Source organism: uncultured Eudoraea sp. (assembly GCF_947258925.1).
Taxonomy (GTDB): domain Bacteria; phylum Bacteroidota; class Bacteroidia; order Flavobacteriales; family Flavobacteriaceae; genus Eudoraea.
In genome coordinates this window covers 1-19,597 of record NZ_CAMYKG010000044.1, presented here as the reverse complement: position 1 = coordinate 19,597, position 19,597 = coordinate 1, and the positions used below count along the sequence as shown (strand labels likewise).

The window sequence follows — 19,597 nt, the reverse complement described above, 5'->3', positions numbered from 1 at the left end:
AGCCAATGAATGCAATAGCATATTCTCAGGAATTGATCAAGCACACCTATAGAGATGGCTGGTCATTACCTGATATGCCTGCATAAGGCATTGATTCGAGAATGAATTTTGACAACAAATAAAAATGGGTAGAACTGGCTGTTCAGGCAGATTCTACCCATAAAAATCAAAAAAGAAGAAACAAATGAGAAAAATTAGTTTAGTGGTAATTTTTGGCTTGATTTTGATTCCAGTATTATCAAGTTGTAAAGACAAGAAAGCAGATCAAAAAGAGGAAGCCGCAGCTGTAGAAACTGAAATGGTGCCAGAATCAGAAGAAGCGCCAATCAATGCTCTAACTCCGGAGGAGCAGGCTGATGGCTGGGTATTGCTTTTTGATGGAAAAACTTCAGAGGGTTGGAGAGGCTACAAGAAAGAGAATTTTCCTGCAGGGTGGGATATTGTTGACGGCACCTTGCATATGATTGGTTCAGGTAGAGGAGAAGCAGGTTCAAAAGACGGCGGTGATATCATTTACGATAAACAATTTCAGAATTTTACCTTGAGCTTAGAGTGGAAAATTTCTGAAGGTGGAAATTCAGGTATCTTTTACCTAGGGGAAGAAAAGTTGGATTATATCTGGAAAACTGCTCCTGAAATGCAGGTGTTGGATAATGAGAAGCACCCCGATGCCAAATTAGGTAAAGATGGTAATCGTATGGCTGGTTCGTTGTATGATTTGATTCCTGCAAAACCACAAAATGCGAAACCAGTAGGAGAATGGAATAAAGTTGAGCTTACCGTATATAAGGGCACAGTTGTTCATAAACAAAACGGTGTAAATGTTGTGGAATACCACCTCTGGACTCCAGAATGGAATGAAATGGTGGCAGGCAGTAAGTTCCCGGATCTAAATCCGGATTGGGCTGATGTTCCTTCTAAAGGTTATATTGGACTTCAGGATCATGGTGATGATGTTTGGTTCAGAAATATTAAGATAAAGGAACTATAAAGAGTTAGCCTTTTATAAAATTGTAGCCCCGTATAGGATTTAATATATGGGGCTTTTTTATTGGCTTTAATAACGCTAATTTTGAAGTTTATATTGAGACCCTATAAAACGACAGGTAATTTACCATTTGCCTTGAGCCTGCCAAAAAAATGTTCTGCCGCTACTCTTTGGAATACGCTGAATTCCTGATAAACCAGAACAACCGCCTTAATTTTTTTATAATCAAAAACCCTTAATGCATACGGATTCCCAAAAAGATAAAGCACAACATTTTTAGAACTTATCAGATCGTTGATAAGCCTGATTTCAGTCTCGGTAAAACCAAAATTATGAGCTGGTTTCACCTGTGGCGGGAATAAAGAAAGCAGTATGTTTTCCTCCCTGGCCATATCACTTTTATAAGATACTTCATGAAGTGAAGTAATTTTAAAGTTTAAATGCTCTTCTAGTAATGTGATAAATAAATTATCAGTTTTTTGAAGGTTTGATATACTCAAAAATCCCTCTTCCTTCAATGTATTAATATCACTAATGTTTCCCCTAAAAATTGTCATGGAATTTTTAGCAATTTCCATGTTCAAAATATCGGGTTTACTCAATTCATTCGGGATTTTAACTTCTGAATTAATGGCTTTTTCCTTCAACTCCCAAACTCGTTTAAATGCCTCTTCAATCTGAGTGCTCGTTGCATTGAGTTGTATTTTATCAATACCCTCAGGTATGTGCTCGGCAAAGCATAAAATATCATTGCCGGCATCAAATGCCGCCCATTCTAAATCGCCCTTATTGGAATACATTTTGGAAACAGCATGCATATTCATTGCATCAGATACAACTAACCCCTGAAATCCTAATTCTTCTCGTAAAAGCCCTTTGATCATTTTCTTTGAAATGGAAGAAGGTTCCATTGAGCCGCCAGTCAGACCGGGTACGGCAAGATGTCCTACCATAATGGAATCTACCCCATTTTGAATCAACTGAATGAACGGGTACAATTCATTCTCAAGGAGTTCATCTTTTGATTTGGTTATTATAGGAAGACCCAAATGAGAATCCGTAGCTGTGTCGCCATGTCCCGGAAAGTGTTTCGCACTGGTAAGTATTCCTTTACTCTGTAGTCCTTTGGCAAAAGCAAGAGATTTTTGCACCACATTGTGCCTATCACTTCCAAATGATCTATAGCCTATTACCGGGTTTTCAGGATTACTATTAATGTCAACTACCGGGCTAAAGTTCCAATGTACTCCTGCCAGCTTACAGTCACTGGCAATGTTCCTGCCCACTTCTGTAATAACATCGTCATGATTATTGTCCAAGGCACCCAAAGTTATGGCATATGGGTATTGTGGCGTATTTTCTATCCGCATTGCTAATCCCCATTCTGCGTCAATACTAATTATTAGTGGATATTTGGCAACTTGTTGGTAACGTTTAATAAGGCTTTTCAAAACACTAAAACTATCCTTATTATAAACTACTTGTTTCTTTCCTTCATAATTTGTAGCAGCACTGGCCCTGGAATGAAAAAAACAGAGTCCTCCAAGATGGTACTTTCTAATTAACTCCTGCAGCTTTAGTATTTCTTCTTCACTGTCATTGATAAATGCGGCAGGCATAAAAAACTGTCCAACTTTTTCCGCAAGGGTGAGTGAATTTGCAGCGCTTTGATAGTCGATGATTTTATAATTCCGGATTTGCCCCTTTTTTACCATAATCTGCTGGATATTTTAAATATTTTAAAATTAACAATGCGGGAAGTGCTCCAATTACGACCCATATGAAGAAACCATCATATCCAAGCCATTCCTGAATATAGCCACTAATTAGTCCCGGAAGCATCATACCAAGGGCCATAAAGCCGGTAGCAAGGGCGTAGTGGGAAGTTTTAGAGGCTCCTTCGGCTATATAAATCAGAAAGACCATAAATCCGGCAATGCCAAAACCGTAACCAAATTGTTCCAGGACTACAGTGGTTATAACGGCAAACTTATCGGTCGTATTTGTTATGGCCAGGTAAGCGTAAAAGGCATTGGGAATATTTATGGAAAGCACCATGGGCAACATCCATTTTTTTAGACCATCTCTAGAGATTAAGATCCCGCCTAATATACCTCCAATCGTTAACATAATAACACCAATAGTACCATAGATATAGCCTACTTCTGCAGTGCTATAGCCTAATCCGCCTTTAGATGTGGAATCAAGAAAAAACGGGGCTGACATTTTCACCAATTGCGATTCTCCAAAACGAAAAAAGAGTACAAAAGCTAATGCTATACCCATACCTTTTTTATTGAAAAATGTAGAAAAAACTTCAAAAAAACCGGCAGGTTTTTGCTTTTCAATGGCTTCAGAGGATTCATACTTAGGCGTTACGAAAAAATTGGTTAGTGTTAATGCGAACATCAATAGTGCCGCGCATATCATTGTCAAAGACCATGCCTTGGTATTATCCCCGTAGTAATTTTCTAAAAACCCTGCCAGAATAACCAAAAGCCCTTGACCTGTAACATTAGCCAGCTTGTAAAAGGTACTCCGAATGCCTACGAAAAAAGATTGCTTATCCTGGGTTAATCCGATCATGTAATACCCATCTGAAGCCACGTCATTTGTAGCCGATGCAAAAGCAGCCATCCAGAAACATGCTAAGGTGGTCACGAAAAAAATATTAGTGGGAAGAAAAAGACCCACACCCAGCAAGGCGATAGCGACCAGAAGTTGCATTGATAAAAACCAATTTCTTTTCGTACTTATAAGATCTACATAAGGGCTCCATAATGGTTTTATTACCCAAGGCAGATATAACCAACTGGTGTATAAACCAATATCAGCATTGCTAATTCCGAGTTTTTTATACATAATTACGGAGACGGTAACAACCAAAACAAAAGGAAGGCCCTGTGTAAAATAGAGCACCGGGATCCAGATCCATGCCCCTTTATTTTTTTTTATCATGTTGGTTTATTTGATTTAAATGTAAGAAAAGGGATTCATTTTCTTAACGATTGTATCTAAAAAAGGAGGGTTTCGTTAATTTCTTCTACTCATCCTTTTTTTGGACTTTAGAGAACTGGACTTGGGCCTTTCATAGGATACGTTGTTGGGTAGTTATTCCATATCCAATATGGGAATATTCCACCTGCCTAATTTATGTCTTAATGTATCATTTACTTGTAAATAGAATCTAAATATCTGAACCAACATAGACAGCCTATTGACAAACAAATATCTGTTTTTCCGAATTGTCATGAAATGCTTCTTCTTCAAAACCTCCAAACTTATGAATAATATTAAAACCATTCCGTTCCAGGTATGAATCTAATTCTTGAGGGAAAAACAGTCTCATGTCCAATTCTACAATAAATTGAATATTGGGATTAAAGCAATCTAACAGAAACAAACCTCCTTCTTTGAGATGATTTTTAACACCATTAAATGCCTTAAATAAATCTTCATTGTTATATAAATGATGGATTGAATTAAATGGAATAAAAACAAGGTCGTATTTTTACTGCAAGTCCAAAGTTCTAATATCCGCTTCAATAAACTCAACTTCTAATCTGCTTTCGGAAGCTTTTACTTTTGCTTGTTCAATCATTGAAGAAGTGTTATCTATCCCACTGATATCGTATCCATCCTTTGCAATTTGAAGAGTAAGTCTGCCTGTGCCGCAACAAAGCTCACGTATATGGGCATCCTTATTTTGTGGCAGCCACCGCTTGTAAAATTCCAAATCAGCCAGGTTGGTATTCATTCAATCATAAATTAAATCGCCAACTTTATATTTAATATTCATTTTCTCTTTCTATATCCATCGTTTATTTATACTTTCTGAAAGTTCGCTTTTATAATATAAGGCTTATCCCTTTTCAACTTCTGATAGTCTTGAATGTCTCAAAAAAACCATCACCAGTGTCCGGTTCCGGGCTCCCCTTTGAAAGGTCCGACCAGGTCAGGTGTTATCCATCCCGCATAAAATCCTCCGGGTTGTGGCTGGATATGTATCCCATCGACCTTACAATCAAGATTCTGGGGATAGAAGGCCAAAAGATCTTTTAGACCTTCAAATTCCTTAAAAGGTTTGGGGTAGGACCAAGCCACAGATAGGTCCACATTGCCTTTAGGCGCCCAATAGATGGCACTGCCTTTCCATTCACACAATGAGGTCTTTCTAGGTATTCTGACCAACATTTCCATATAGATATCCTGCCTGGGGATGTAGTAAGTTGGGGGACTCGCGGTCTCGAGTACTGCAAGGGAATTGTGGGAATCTGCAATGAGTTTGCCCTTATGGCTTACCGTTATATGTTTGGTCACTTTTTCGATAATCGGTGGACGGGGAAAGTCCCAAACGGATCGCTGTCCTTTTTTCGGCTCCTCTGCGAAAGGAGGTCTCCTATCGCCATTGTAACCCCAACCCGCTCGGGCCTTCTTCAACCAATTTAGATTTTTACCACTCTGCTTGTTCGATTTCATTGGTTTAGGGCAGTCTTTTTAAACATAATTCCAATGTTGGTTTTTTTATCCTTTATTTGAACTTTACTTAAGATGTTTTGAAAAATCCATCCGACCTCCCAAAACCCTGACAATGAATAGTTCATTTGAAGAGGATTTAAAATAGAATATTACATGTGCTTTATATCGGTAACGCATTAACATTTTGTTCTTTACTGCAACATAACTATTTCCTAGTTCCGGATTACTACATAAATCGGCTAAAACTTTCTTTAAACCTTGTGCATATTTCAGCGATTGTCCCTCCCCAAACTTTTCTATTGTGTATTTGGCAATAGCCTTAATGTCTTCCTTCGCCTTGGCACTTATGACATATTTACTTTCCGCCATGGTGCTCATTTATCGCTTCCTGCCAAATGTCATCGATAGTGGCATCGGTTGGCCCGCTTTCAAGTCCCTCAGTCAAAGCTTCGTTCAAATCAACTATAAGTTTTCTACGATCCTGGTCTTTACGAATAATATCTCTGATATATTCGCTGTCGTTCGTGTAGAAACCTTGCTCGATCAAACTTTTGACGAAGGCATCTTGTTGTTCTGTAAAAGTGATAGATTTTCTGATTACACCCATAATGAACCAATAGTATTAATAATGGTTCAAGTTATGTATAAATTTTAAGATACACAACTAATCGTTTATTTGAACTTATCTACCTTCCTCTAAAGGAAGCAATGGTCTTTTTCGCATGTAAGCTGCGAATAAAGTTGCCGTAAGAATTAGTATTAGAACTTCAGAGGACTTCTCTTTGTAGATATGAATCAAGACAATAGAAAGCATATATAAGACTAACATTGATGTTCCAATGAGCATTGTTCTATTATACAAGAAAAGAGCTGTTCCAACCAATATAAAAACACCAGCTGTAATCATAACAGCACTACTTTCAACAATCTTACCGGTTTGACTTGGGTCGAGCAATTTATTTAATGCATTTGGGATATAGAATAAAGTCAATATCAATGAAGGTATCCACGTCAATATTTTGATTAAGATTTTTTTCCTTTTTATCTTTTGTTCATTCATCCTTTATTTGAACTTTGTTTGCAATTGAATTATTTTAAAATCGATTCACCGTAAAAATCTATGAATGACTTTCTCCATGTCTCAGGAAAAGGATGTTTTTTTAATTCCTGCATATCATAAGCCATTAGCAAAGATTTGGATATCGCCGCAATTCGTTCATGCCTTTTGCTATAGATTTTTCCTTCGCAAAGTACTCTGTCTTCTAATAATTCAATAATATCTAATTTAATGACAACGTTATCCGGGAAGGTGATTGGAAAGATGTATTTACAATCCTGCCAGGCCAGAATTGGTACTATCTTCTTGAACTCAAATTCGCCTTTTTGCATTTTTAGAAACATCTCAATGCGAGCTGATTCTATCCATCTTAAATAAATAGTATTGTTCACGTGCTTTGCCGCGTCCATATCACCCCACTGAACAGGAAGTTCAATGGTTACATAAGTATTGGAATTATTATCTACCATGTCATCCTTTTTTTTGACTACTTGTAAAAAAAAGGCCTGTTTTAGAACTAAAAAGGCCTTCTATCACTATCTATTGGATATTTACTAGAATTTATATCGAACAAATCCTTCCATAGCTTCATATTCCGCCATCCCCAAAGAATTGTATTTCATGGCTGTTTCTTTATTTCGCTGTTCAGCCCTTTGCCAAAACTCCCGTTCATCATTGCCGGGGAACATTGCCGCATCCTTTTGGGACTGATGTTTAAAAATGGCATTCTTTTTTCGTTCCATGTCCATGGGTCCTATTGGAACAGCCATTTCCATATCTGCAATATCCCATTCCTGCCATGCACCTCTGTATAGCCATACATAACAATCCTTTATCCATTCTGCTCCTTCCTTAACCAACTTGTCTATGGCTCCATAAATGATTTGCAGACAAACCCTGTGGGTGCCGTGCGGGTCTGATAGATCCCCGGCAGCAAATATTTGTTGCGGCTTGACTTTCTTTAGTAATTCATAAGTAATTTGAATATCTTCTTCCGAATGGGGTTTCTTTTTCACAGTTCCTGTTTCATAGAAAGGCAGGTTTTGGAAGTGTGCATTCTTTTCATCCACACCACAATACCTGCAAGCTGCCAGAGCTTCTCCTTTTCTGATCAGGCCCTTAAATTGTTGAATTTCCGGGCTATCTAGCTGTCCGGGCCTTTTGTTCTTAAGAAATTCCCTTACTTCTTTTACCTGCTGGGTTAAGGCATCATTTTCCTGTTGTACATCAGTTGCGAAGTCCAGGAAGCGGATTACTTCGTCATCGAAGACGGCAATGTTTCCTGAGGTCTGGTAAGCAACATGTACTTCATGCCCCTGGTCTACCAATCGCAGTAAAGTACCCCCCATTGAAATAACATCATCATCCGGATGAGGGCTGAAGATAAGTGCTGTTTTGGGATATGGATCTCGCCTTTCAGGTCTCCGGCTATCATCTGCGTTAGGTTTGCCACCGGGCCATCCGGTAATAGTAGCTTGCAAATGGTTGAATACGATGAGATTAATGTGCTCTGCAGAACCAATTTCTGCTATTAAATTACCCATTCCATATTCATTGTAATCCTCATTTGTTAACTTAAGGATTGCTTTATTCAGTTTTTCAGAGAGCCATATAGTAGCCCTTTTTATAAGGTTATCATTCCAATCACATTCGCTTACCAGCCAGGGTGTACTTATTCTTGTAAGCTTTGATGCTGCTGCATGATCTATTATAAAATCACATGAATTGTGATGCTGTAGAAATGTCGCCGGTATAGATTCTCTTATTTTACCTTCAACGGCCTGCTCAATTACTTCGGATTTGCCTTCCCCCCAGGCCATTAAAATTATTCGTTTTGCTGCCATGATGGATCCAACCCCCATGGTTATGGCCTTAACAGGAACATTTTCCAATCCAAAAAAATCACTTGCGGCATCCAATCGTGTTACCCTGTCAAGTCTTACAATCCTTGTTTTACTTGTCAGGGATGAACCAGGTTCATTGAAACCTATGTGCCCGGTTCGTCCTATACCAAGAATTTGAATATCAATGCCACCGGCATCTATAATTTTTTTCTCGTAATTGATACAAAATTCGCGAACGTCTTCTTTATCCAATGTTCCATCCGGGATATTAATGTTACTTTTCTTAATGTCTACATGATCGAACAAATGCTCATTCATAAAGCGGACATAGCTATGAATGGAATCAGAATCCATTGGGTAGTATTCATCCAGGTTGAAAGTAATCACATTTTTAAAACTCAGGCCTTCCTCTTTGTGGAATTTTACCAAAAATTCATACATTTTAGTAGGAGTGGAGCCTGTTGCCAAACCTAGTACCACATTTTTACCTTGCTTTTGTCTTTGTCTGATGAGTTCTGCAATCTCATTAGCTACATAAAAAGATGCCTGCTCTGAATTATCGTGAATAACCGTATTGATTTTTTCAAATTTCCTTGATTCTTCGTCTGTTGGGAAGGACATCTTGCTTTGTTTTGAAAGTGTTTCTGCCATTTTAGCTGTATGTGTTTTTTAATACTCCAGGCAAATATAAACAAAACTTTGATATTTGCAGTATATTGCAATATAAAATGCACTAAATTGATATATAATAAGGTTATAATTTATAAAAACAGCATAAAACAGCATAATAAATAATTTTAGTAACTTTGTCAACATTAATTATTCAGATTCAACTTATGTTAAAAGAAGAACGGCAACTGGCTATAGTAAATGAAGTAGAATTGCACAACCGCATATTATTAACCGATATAGCAGAAAAACTCAATGTGTCTATAGATACAGCAAGGAGAGATGTTAAAGAATTGGATACCCTGAATAAATTACGAAAAGTTCACGGAGGGGCAATTTCACTTGGCTTTACCGGCCTGATGAGCAGTAATCCGAATATATATGCACATGATAAAAAGGTTTCCATTGCCAAGAAAGCAGTTAACCTCATCCATGAAGGCAGTGTAATCTTTATAGACGGAGGAACCACATGCCAGGAGCTTGTTCGTTTAATCCCCCCTAAACTAAAACTTACCTGTTTTACAGTGAGTATGCCCGTTGCCCTGCAATTACTTACAAATCCTGATATCAAGGTAATTTTTATCGGAGGAGAAATTTCGAGGGAGGCTCAGATTTCGATAGGTGCTTATACAGTGCATCAATTATCGGAAATCAGGTTTGATTATAGTTTTATTGGGACCGGATATGTTGATTCCATTCACGGATTAACGGAGTTTGACTGGGATATTGTGCAGATGAAAAAGGCAGTTATCAACGCTTCCAAAAAAACGGTACTTTTGTGTATATCCGAAAAGCTCAATTCACAGCATCAATATAAAACCTGTGATATAAATTCTATCAATACTATGATTACCGAATTGGCACCGGAAAATAATCTTCTTAACCTTTATAGAAACCAGGATATACATCTTCTCTAAAATGGCTGATTACAAAAAAATTACGGAAACTCCCTCCAATTATACAGATTTGGAATTAATGAACACAGAGTCCATTCTGAAAAACATCAATAATGAAGATAAGAAAATAGCAGGGGCAGTGCAAAAATCAATTCCGCAGATTACCAAACTTGTTAATGCGCTGGAGAACCGTTTTTATGAAGGTGGACGCTTGTTTTATATAGGAGCGGGAACAAGTGGGCGACTTGGTGTTTTAGATGCATCTGAGATCCCTCCAACCTATGGAATGCCCCATGACAGGGTTATAGGGCTGATCGCCGGAGGAGATTCCGCGATTAGAAAGGCCGTGGAATTTGCAGAGGATGATACTGAACAAGCCTGGTTAGACCTGAAGGCTTACGACATTTCCGCAAAGGATGTCCTTGTTGGCATTGCAGCCTCAGGAACAACGCCATATGTACTTGGGGGTATTAGGGAGGCAAAAGCCCACGGGATTTTAACGGCAGGCATAACCAACAATCCTGGGTCACCATTGGCAACTTCATCTGATATCTCAATAGAAATTGACGTAGGCCCTGAATTTGTTACCGGCAGTACGCGGATGAAAAGTGGAACGTCCCAAAAGCTGGTTTTAAATATGATCACCACTGCCTTAATGATAAGAGTAGGCAGGGTTAAGGGTAATAAAATGGTAAATATGCAATTGAGCAACAATAAACTGGTAGATAGGGGTACAAGATATTTAATGGAAGGATTGCAGCTGAGTTATAACGAAGCCCAAAAAGTACTTAACCAATATGGATCCGTTAAAGAAGCACTGGATGCCCTGAAAAAATGATCTTACCTAGAAATTGAATTCACTTCTTCAACAGTTACCATTTTAGCTCCTGAATTTCCCCATGAATTCAGGACATAATTCATTACATCAGCTATTTCTTCATCCTCTAATCCCAAAGGCATCATTGTATTGTTATAAGTCACCCCATTAACTATAAGTTCGCCCCGCTGACCATATTTTACACCTTTTATACTTGCCTCCCTGTTGTTCATTAAATAATCTGAATTAGCTAAAGGTGGAAAGGTGAATTCCACACCTTCTCCCGTCTCTAAGTGGCAGGTAATGCAGAAATCGGTATAGATAACTTTACCTCTTTCAATACTTTCTTTTAACTCTTTATCCTGAAATAAGTAATAGCCCAGGCATGAAACAATCAGGAAATAACTTGCTATAAAAATTTTCATTTGTTGAAGCCGTTAAAAATAGAAATTCTATTGCTGACTTATCATTAGATTGCTATTCTGTGGGTACCAATTTGTAAATCCCTTTTCCTTCAACCGCCACATAAATGAGGCCATCAGGGCCTTGTCGAACATTTCTTACCCTGCCAATGTCTTCCATAAGTTTTTCACGGTAAGTTACTTCGTTTCCCGATAGTTCCAGGCGTTCCAAATATTGAAAAACAAGGGATCCCACAAGTAAATTTCCTTTCCAGCCTGGATATTTATCTGAAGTAACAAATGTCATTCCACTTGGTGCGATGGAGGGAACCCAATAATGAATAGGTTGTTCCATACCCTCCATTTCAGTGAGGTCTGTTATAGGAGTGCCACTATAATTGATACCATAGGTTATCACCGGCCAACCGTAATTGGCCCCTTTTTCCACAATATTAATTTCGTCTCCTCCCTGTGGTCCATGTTCATGAATCCAAATGGCACCGGATTCTGGATGTTTTACCATCCCTTGAGGATTACGGTTTCCATAGGTAAATATAGCCGGTTTGGCATTTGGATCATTTACAAAGGGATTGTCATTTGGTATCCTACCATCATCATGAATTCGGTAGATTTTTCCGCAATCTCGTGTAATATCCTGAGGATTTATATCGCGTTCACCCCGCTCCCCAATAGAGAAATACAAGTAGCCGGCATTATCAAATTCCAGTCTGGATCCGAAATGTTGACCTTTTGTAGTGTTCGGTGAAGCTTTATATAGTATTTCTTTGTTAACCAATGAGTTATCATTTAATTTGGCGCGCATAATGGCAGTATTTCCACCTTTATCTTCCCCTTCCTCGGAGGAATAAGAAAAATAAATCCATCCGGTATTTTCGTAATCGGGATGTAGTTCTATATCCAATAACCCCCCTTGTCCCCTATAATAGACTTCTGGGCCATTTGATATAGTGGTCTTTTGACCATCTTTAAATCGAATGATATCACCAGATTTTTCAGTGATAAGGAGACTTCCGTCGGGTAAGAAAACCATGCCCCATGGTATTTCGAGTCCATCAACCAGTAACTCCGCGGTAAAAGTGGTTTCGATTGGGGTATTAATTTCATTGTCGGTCTTCTGTCCACAGGACAAATTGGTCATTACAACGAATAAAAACAGGGCTTTCATACTATTTTTCATAATTCAACGTTTAAATTTTTAAATAAGTAGGTGCATAATACGCCTAAAGATAAATAGAAATTATAAGTTTAAATAATTACGCTGTAGAATATACTGATCCCAAATCACGCATATTCTTGCCATAACACGAATTAACCTATGCTCCCAAAAAACTCGAGGCAACTTGTTTATGCCGTGCTTTTGCTAGCGCTTTCTATTGTGGGAACTTCGGCTATAGCAAATAACAAAGTTTATGAGCTTATAACAGAATTGGCATTGAAAGAAGAGGTAAACAGTCCTTCTTCCAAAACCGATGTCATAACCTACGATACCTCATTTAAAAGTTCTTCTATAAAGGAATCTTCATTGAATGCCCCTATGTTCATGACAATTATACAGGGCGCTAATGAGGAAGTAGTATGCCCTAATGATGGTAGTACCCTGGCGAAATTTTTTCTTTGCGGAACCAGTGATATTCGAACAATTACCCTAAGTCAGAGCGGGAGTAGCTATGAATGGCAAAAGCTTGATCCCAACCGATGTGCGTTGTCTGTTATTGATGATTGCGCAAATACCAATAATACCTGTTATGATACCGTAGGGACAAACTCTACGTATGACCTTGACTCTTCGGGAGAATTTCGTGTACGGGTAGATGGTGGGCAATATTACTATTTTAAGTCTTCTTTAAATCCACTGGACCCTCAGCTAATTCATGAGGATATTGTATGTGGGAACCCAGGAAGGGTAGAGGTAACCAATGTCCCCGCAGGATATGAATACAGTCTTAATAATTCCGGAGGTCCTTATCAGGATGATCCGTTTTTTGATATTACAACTGCAGGAAATTATAGGGTATGGGTACGTTTAAAAAATGTCTCAGGCAGTGCTTGTCTTTTCCCTTCTAATACAGTTACTGTGCAGGATCTGGACATAACCGTAGATGTTACAGCAAATGATATTTTATGTAGTGGGGAACTGGGTAGTATAGACGTTCAGGTCGCGGGAGTCCCTGGATTTTATACGTACCGTTTACTAAAAGCCGGTGTTACGGTTGATACTTTTGGCCCTGATGCTGCTAGTAATTACACTTTTGCAAATGTTAGCCCCGGCGTTTATAGCGTACGTGTGGAAACAAATAAGTGTAATGAACTCATAACATTGGATATTAATAATGATCCAATAGATATTGGAAGCGGAATAAGTCCCTTAGCGGTTTCTGCGACAGCTTCAGATAGTTTTGGTTGCGGGGCGGCATCCGTAGATGTTACTATTGACACCTCGGGAGGTACCTCACCTTATCGATATAGCTTAGACGGTGGTGTAAGTTTTAGCGCCCCCTATGCCAGTTCTGCCGTATTTACCGTGACATCGGCCGGAACATATAATATTTTAGTTGAAGATGCCAATGGATGTACCAAAACTGCAAGTATAGATGTTGAAGACTTACCCCCACCAATATTTACCATAACAACAGAAGATGCGAATTGTGGAGGGGTGAATGACGGTAGGATTACAGTGAATGTGACCAATGGGTTTGGCTATAATCTTGAATTCAGTAGTGATAATGGCACAAACTACCAGGGAAGTAACGTTTTTAACAATTTAGCCCCGGGCAATTACGATATTATCATCCGTTATCAACAGGGTTCCTTTGTGTGTACAACACCTGCATCTGCAGAGACTGTTGGAACCCCCTCGAATATTACAGGAACCGCAACAGCAAATTCTATCCCTACATGTATAGATGAAAACGGCGGACAAATAACAATTTCAGGAGTAGCCGGAGGAACGCCTCCATACGACTATAGTCTTGGTGCTGGTTTTAGTCCTACGACGGTTTATACCAATCTTGGGGTAGGGACCTATACACCACAAATCAGGGATGCCAATGGTTGTGTACAAAGTCTGCCTCCTATTGTATTTAATGCGTTAGACAAACCAACGGATATGGACTTTACCATTTCCAGTATCAATTGTTTAACAAGCAGTGCGTCGGTTACAGTGGCGGTAACAGATGGTACAGCACCTTATACTTATGAAATTATTGCTCCGGCCGGAAGCGCTATAAACAATTTTAATAATCCTGTTTTTACAGGCCTTGGCCTGGGCACCTATACTTTTAGGGTTACAGATAATGAGGGTTGTAGTTATGATGAAGCCTTTGCAATAACAGATATTAGTTCCATTGCAGTTCAGGCACAAGCCACCAGGGTCGTTACCTGTGTTGGCGACAGTGATGGCGAAGGCCGTTATTTAGTCGATGGTTTTGATACAACTTATAGCTATCAGATTGATGCTGGTCCTGTCTTTAACGGGCAATCAGCCGGGATTATTGATGTTACAGGTTTACCTGCAGGTAGTTACACGATTACAGTAACAGATGAAGATACAAATTGTGCGGATACGGCCACCCTGGTGATCCAGGAGCCTGCTGTAGCTTTTGCCATAAGTAGTCTTAACGTTACCGCGATGAGTTGTCAGAACGGCAACATTGGTAGTGTTACGATAAATACCGTAGGTGGTTGGGGCGGTAACCGATATACCCTAACTCAGCCTGATGCTTCAACAAGAGGACCTAAAAATGGAAATACATTTTCTAACCTTTCTTTAGATGGTTTATACCAGGTTAGTGTGACGGATGCTAACGGATGTACCGTTACGGATAGTTTTACACTTACTTCTTTAAGCTCTCCAACACTAACATTGGATGCAGGTGTATCCGATTTCTGCTATGATAATGTAGATGCAGCTACTCTTGCAGTGAATGCAGTTGGCGGTCTTCCGCCTTATCAATTCAGAATAAATGGTGGTCCTTTAGGTGGTGCAAGCACTTTTAATAACCTTACACCCGGTACTTACACTATTGAGGTCATAGACGCCAATGATTGCCGGGATACGATTACTGAGACCATAGAGCCTGAAGTTACAGCCAGTGGTACTATAATTCGGCCGCTCACTTGTGGAGGTATTTCTGCGCAGATTCAGGTAAATATTACCAATGGTTACACTTCAGCAGGAGATTATGATATTTATGAGGTAAGTATTGATGGCGCCCCTTATACTTCAAATTCAAATAACATTACCGGGAATTCCTTTATCTATGATATTCCCAATGGATCTATTTTGGTGCCAACAACCTATCAGTTTTTGGTTACAGACAGTCAGGGATGTACAACAGAGACTAATGTAATTACTATTGATCCGCCCGAGAGTATTGTAGGATCGGCAAATCCGACAGATACTACCTGCGGCGACAATAATGGTATTATAACCCTTGTACCCGATACTAATTTTGGGGTACCACCGTATGAATATAGTGATAACAGCGGAACCACATTTAGTTCACAAAATATATTCTCTGGTTTTGCACCGGGAGTCTACAGCACATTTATGATCAGGGATAGCCGTGGCTGTGTAACCCCGTTATTATCTGCCACAATTAATGCCAGCACCCCTGTGGATGCTACCGTCGTTGCTAATAATGCGATTTGTGCTGCTGGTACTGTTGAAGGATCAATAGATGTTACGGCTGTTGCCAATGGGACACCTGATTATACGTATATCGTCCAGGATATTACAGGTGCCACTGTGGCTACAGTAGGCCCAACAGCCAGTACTGCTGTTAATTTCCCAAATTTAATCCCTGGAACGTATACAATTGTTACTCAGGATGCTTCCGGATGTGAAGACCGTGATACAGTTACTATTACACAAAATCAAATAGATCTTGTTCCTGTGGCTACTACAAATCCTCCGGATTGTACAACAGCCTTCACCTATATCGTAGATATTGTGGGTGGAACTGCACCTTATCAGATAGGTCTATTAGGTGGGCCTCTTGGACCTCCAAACGTGGATATTGACACCCACGATTTTACAGGTCAGATTGCATATGGAATAACCTATTTTGTAGAGGTAATTGATGATCTGGGTTGCAGATATATTGAACAAATAGATCCTATTTTAGGACCTTCGCCCATTGCGGTAACAGCTACTGCAACTACGGCCTCTTGTGCACCGGGAGGTAACGGGCAAATAGACTTCCAGGTAGCAGGTATTCCTTCTCCGGCGGATCTCACTATAGAGTTGCAGGATACGAATACAGGAGCTATTATAAGTGGTCCAATAGTATTAAACAATGAGCCTATTCCTTATAATGGATCTTTTACAGCCCTTCCACCCGGAAATTATCAGATCCTGGTAAATGATAACAATACCAGTTGTGATGCCAGTGCCCTCGTAGATATTATAACAGATATTCCAACACTGATTGTTGATGATAATGAACCTGCTACCTGTAACGTGGGTGCCCTTGTTACGGTTAGAGGTACTGGGGGAACGCCTGGTTATGGCTTTGCATATGTGCCCTTTACTACAGTAACTGTAACAGAAAATCCCGGTGTTCCTATCCCCACCCTGGATGTTGTGAATCAGTGTACTGCAGTTGCCAATTACACGGTTAACATCCTCTCTCCTCTGAGCACAGGTTCTGGCCTGCCCGATGAGACATTTGAATACGATATTGGAGGCGGATTCCAAACAAGCCCTAATTTTATTGTACCCAACCCTGGTGATTATACTATAATTGTAAGGGACGGTAATGGTTGTACCAATAGTATAGTAGCACGGGTATTCGATTTCTTTGCAATTACAGCAAGTGCAACAACTGAGCCTACCTGTAATGCAGGTGATGGTGTCATTACTGTTAATACAACAGGTGGTAGTGGAAACTTTGAATTCCAACTTCGCGATAATTTGCTAAACCCTATTGGTCCTCCACAAGCTTCCAACGTGTTTACAAATGTATTCCCCGGAAACTATAACATTTTAGTAACCGATCTGGATTCAAACACCATACCCTTATGTGAGGATAATGCCATAGTTGATGTGACTATCGTGAACACTCCGGTGATATCGGCAACGCCTAAGGGAGATATCACTTGTAATGGCGCGAACGATGGATATATATCTGTTGAATTACTACCCGGATCGGATACAGACAGTCCTTTTACTTATGTGTTATACGATGGCGGTACGGCCACAGTATTGCAAGGCCCTCAAGCCACAGCAATTTTTGATAATTTGGCTCAGGGAACGTATCAGGTTGAGGTAATTTCGGATAGGGGATGTACTGACAGATCAGGCGATATAATAATTAATGAACCTACGCCATTGCAAATTGCCACAACGAATACTGAATTCACTTGCGACCCTAGCAGCAACAGGTTTAATACGGCTACAATTACAATATATACTGATACAAACGGAGATGGTACCGGAGCTAATACAGGTACGCCAACTTATACCTATAGTATGAATGATGGTACTCCGGCTTTTGACGGTACTAATTTTCAAACCAGTAACGTTTTTGAGGTGATCGATAATGGTACTAACCAGACTATAATTCTAACGGCCAAGGACCAAAACGGTTGTGAAATTACCGATACGGTAACCATTAACGCACCGGTAGGCCTTACATTTACATTTAATGTAAATTCTATTACTTGTGATGCTTCCGGTACTGGCGTTAGTCCGGGATCCATAGACATTATTATAGATCAGGGACCGGGTAATTATGATGTGGAAATATTACCGCTGGGCTCAGAACCCGTTCAGAATTCGGGTGGTAGTGATACGGTAAGCTGGTCTATAAGTACCCCGGGGGATTATATATTTGCGGTTACTGATGTTGGTAACGCAGGTTGTACGTATCTCACCCCTGTGGTAAATGTTCCCGAATACAATACTATAGAAGCTCTTATTGCCGAAACCAAACCGGTTACCTGTTTTAATGGATCTGATGGTGAAATAAGCATTCAAATAAACAATTACAGTGGTGTCTATAACTATGAAGTATTCTCACGGGATAATGTTGGTGTTGAAACAACAACCGGTGTTACGGGTACCTTTGATACAAATGCTCCCGGCCAGAATCCGGGTGTAATAACTGGTCTGCCTGCGGGCAATCTATTGGTATATGTTGAGGCTTTGGATATTCCTTATTGTGATGCTGTTAGTAATATTGCTACAGTTAGACAGCCAGACAGGGCCTTAACGGTTGCACTGTCACAAACTGCAGAAGTAACCTGTGCAATTCCGGGATTGGGTGAAGTATTCGCAGTAGGCGATGGTGGTTGGGGTAGCTTTGAATACCAGGTAATTGCCCCTGACGGATTTACTGTAATACAAGATTATCCGAGCACAAATGATGCTTTTTCCGGCCTGTCGGATGGTACATATACAGTAAATGTAAGGGATGCCGAAGGATGTATTGCTACCAACACTATTGACTTAGCGTTACCAACACCAATATATGCAGATATTCAGGTTGTTACTCCTTTGCAGTGTAACAATGATAATAATGGTGAGATAGAAGCTTTTAATGTTAGTGGAGGCCAGGGCCCCGGTAATTATTTATATCAACTTAATCGATTAGTTGATGGTAGTAGCAGTGGAATACAAACTACGACCAATTTTGGTAATTTATCTGCCGGTGATTATACGATTACTGTCTTTGACGGATGGGATTGTAGTTATACAACAGTTCCTATCACGATAGTAGATCCTGAGGTTGTTCTTGCAGAACTGGTAGAATTACAACCACCAGGATGTGGTGATGTGGGAATTATGGAACTAACCGTAACGAATCCGGAAGTAGGAATTAGTTATTTCTTCAGGCGTTCAGGAACAGCAGATCCATTTTTACCTCTGGATGCATCAGATCCTACAGCAACTTCAGTTCAAATTTCTGAGGATATCACAATTGATCCGGGACCTTTCCAATATGACGTACAAAATTCAAATGGCTGTCCTTTTGAGAAATCCAATCAAATATCCCTGGATCCTGCCGCACCTCTGGTGATCGCATTGGATCTGGCCAACGCCACAATTAATTGTGCGGGCGAGGCTACCGGTATAATCCGTTCGGAGGCTTTTGGTGGAATTGGTAATTATATATATTCCCTGCTTAATTCAGATACTCCACCGTTCCCTTCAGGTGGAAATGTGGAGCGAAGTGCACAAGCTTCGGGAATATTCAGGGACCTGGGACCAGGGACGTATTGGGTATATGCAGAGAGTGGTGGTTGTACCGCTATCTCAACGCCCATTACCATTGTAGATCCTCCACCATTGGTATTGGATTATATTGAAGCCGTACCTGTAAGCTGTAACGGAGATATGGATGGACAACTGATCTTAGAAGCTAGTGGTGGTACCGGTATAATCCGCTATTCTATTGCAGACCAGTTAAGTGAGTTCTTTGAG

At 39.8% G+C, this 19,597-nt stretch carries 16 protein-coding genes; 4 read left to right on the top strand and 12 right to left on the bottom strand.

Annotated elements, in window-relative coordinates; translation table 11 throughout:
* Positions 1 to 184 precede the first annotated feature (184 nt).
* On the top strand, positions 185 to 991 hold the full coding sequence (locus Q0X77_RS13765; RefSeq protein WP_297798296.1) for a DUF1080 domain-containing protein: 807 nt from the start codon (positions 185 to 187) through the stop codon (positions 989 to 991).
* A gap of 101 nt (positions 992 to 1,092) precedes the next feature.
* On the opposite strand, the gene Q0X77_RS13760 is transcribed toward Q0X77_RS13765, so the two are convergent.
* From Q0X77_RS13760 to nagB, 10 genes are all read right to left on the bottom strand, one after another.
* Positions 1,093 to 2,703, bottom strand: a complete 1,611-nt coding sequence (locus tag Q0X77_RS13760; RefSeq protein ID WP_297798295.1) for a glycoside hydrolase family 3 protein — start codon at positions 2,701 to 2,703, stop codon at positions 1,093 to 1,095.
* Positions 2,672 to 3,946 (bottom strand): MFS transporter, encoded by a 1,275-nt coding sequence (locus Q0X77_RS13755; protein WP_297798294.1) that lies wholly within the window; start codon positions 3,944 to 3,946, stop codon positions 2,672 to 2,674. The genes Q0X77_RS13760 and Q0X77_RS13755 overlap by 32 nt, the downstream gene beginning before the upstream one ends.
* 256 nt (positions 3,947 to 4,202) lie before the next feature.
* Complete coding sequence (locus Q0X77_RS13750) at positions 4,203 to 4,337, bottom strand: hypothetical protein (RefSeq protein ID WP_297798293.1); 135 nt, start codon at positions 4,335 to 4,337, stop codon at positions 4,203 to 4,205.
* Between the two features lie 162 nt (positions 4,338 to 4,499).
* Positions 4,500 to 4,745 carry a class I SAM-dependent methyltransferase gene (locus Q0X77_RS13745; protein ID WP_297798292.1) on the bottom strand — a complete coding sequence of 82 codons (246 nt, stop codon included), beginning with the start codon at positions 4,743 to 4,745 and terminating at the stop codon, positions 4,500 to 4,502.
* 152 nt (positions 4,746 to 4,897) lie between these two features.
* Entirely contained in the window at positions 4,898 to 5,467 is a 570-nt protein-coding gene (locus tag Q0X77_RS13740) for a DUF427 domain-containing protein (protein WP_297798291.1), read from the bottom strand.
* Between the two features lie 63 nt (positions 5,468 to 5,530).
* Positions 5,531 to 5,836, bottom strand: a complete 306-nt coding sequence (locus Q0X77_RS13735) for a type II toxin-antitoxin system RelE/ParE family toxin (protein ID WP_297798290.1) — start codon at positions 5,834 to 5,836, stop codon at positions 5,531 to 5,533.
* Positions 5,823 to 6,014 (bottom strand): hypothetical protein, encoded by a 192-nt coding sequence (locus tag Q0X77_RS13730; RefSeq protein WP_366939236.1) that lies wholly within the window; start codon positions 6,012 to 6,014, stop codon positions 5,823 to 5,825. The genes Q0X77_RS13735 and Q0X77_RS13730 overlap by 14 nt, the downstream gene beginning before the upstream one ends.
* Positions 6,015 to 6,149: 135 nt before the next feature.
* Positions 6,150 to 6,482: a hypothetical protein gene (locus Q0X77_RS13725; protein WP_297798288.1), complete on the bottom strand. Its 333-nt coding sequence runs from the start codon at positions 6,480 to 6,482 to the stop codon at positions 6,150 to 6,152.
* 74 nt (positions 6,483 to 6,556) lie between these two features.
* Positions 6,557 to 6,994: a thioesterase family protein gene (locus tag Q0X77_RS13720; RefSeq protein ID WP_366939235.1), complete on the bottom strand. Its 438-nt coding sequence runs from the start codon at positions 6,992 to 6,994 to the stop codon at positions 6,557 to 6,559.
* A gap of 84 nt (positions 6,995 to 7,078) precedes the next feature.
* Positions 7,079 to 9,019, bottom strand: coding sequence for a glucosamine-6-phosphate deaminase (nagB, locus tag Q0X77_RS13715; RefSeq protein ID WP_297798287.1), 1,941 nt, complete (start codon positions 9,017 to 9,019; stop codon positions 7,079 to 7,081).
* A 185-nt stretch (positions 9,020 to 9,204) separates the two neighbouring features.
* On the opposite strand from nagB, the gene Q0X77_RS13710 reads away from it, so the two are divergent.
* Both Q0X77_RS13710 and murQ read left to right on the top strand, forming a co-directional pair.
* A complete protein-coding gene (locus Q0X77_RS13710) occupies positions 9,205 to 9,954 on the top strand; it encodes a DeoR/GlpR family DNA-binding transcription regulator (RefSeq protein ID WP_297798298.1) in 750 nt (249 codons plus the stop codon).
* A 1-nt stretch (position 9,955) separates the two neighbouring features.
* Positions 9,956 to 10,771: an N-acetylmuramic acid 6-phosphate etherase gene (murQ, locus tag Q0X77_RS13705; RefSeq protein WP_297798286.1), complete on the top strand. Its 816-nt coding sequence runs from the start codon at positions 9,956 to 9,958 to the stop codon at positions 10,769 to 10,771.
* 2 nt (positions 10,772 to 10,773) lie between these two features.
* On the opposite strand, the gene Q0X77_RS13700 is transcribed toward murQ, so the two are convergent.
* Together Q0X77_RS13700 and Q0X77_RS13695 are read right to left on the bottom strand one after the other, a co-directional pair.
* The gene (locus Q0X77_RS13700; RefSeq protein WP_297798285.1) at positions 10,774 to 11,175 is read right to left on the bottom strand and encodes a cytochrome c; all 402 of its coding nucleotides are present in this window, start codon (positions 11,173 to 11,175) and stop codon (positions 10,774 to 10,776) included.
* Between the two features lie 52 nt (positions 11,176 to 11,227).
* Positions 11,228 to 12,349: a PQQ-dependent sugar dehydrogenase gene (locus tag Q0X77_RS13695; protein ID WP_297798284.1), complete on the bottom strand. Its 1,122-nt coding sequence runs from the start codon at positions 12,347 to 12,349 to the stop codon at positions 11,228 to 11,230.
* Positions 12,350 to 12,487: 138 nt separating this feature from the next.
* Between Q0X77_RS13695 and Q0X77_RS13690 the strand changes: the two genes are divergently transcribed.
* The coding region (locus Q0X77_RS13690) for a Two component regulator three Y domain-containing protein (protein WP_297798283.1) at positions 12,488 to 19,597 on the top strand (7,110 nt) is incomplete at its 3' end.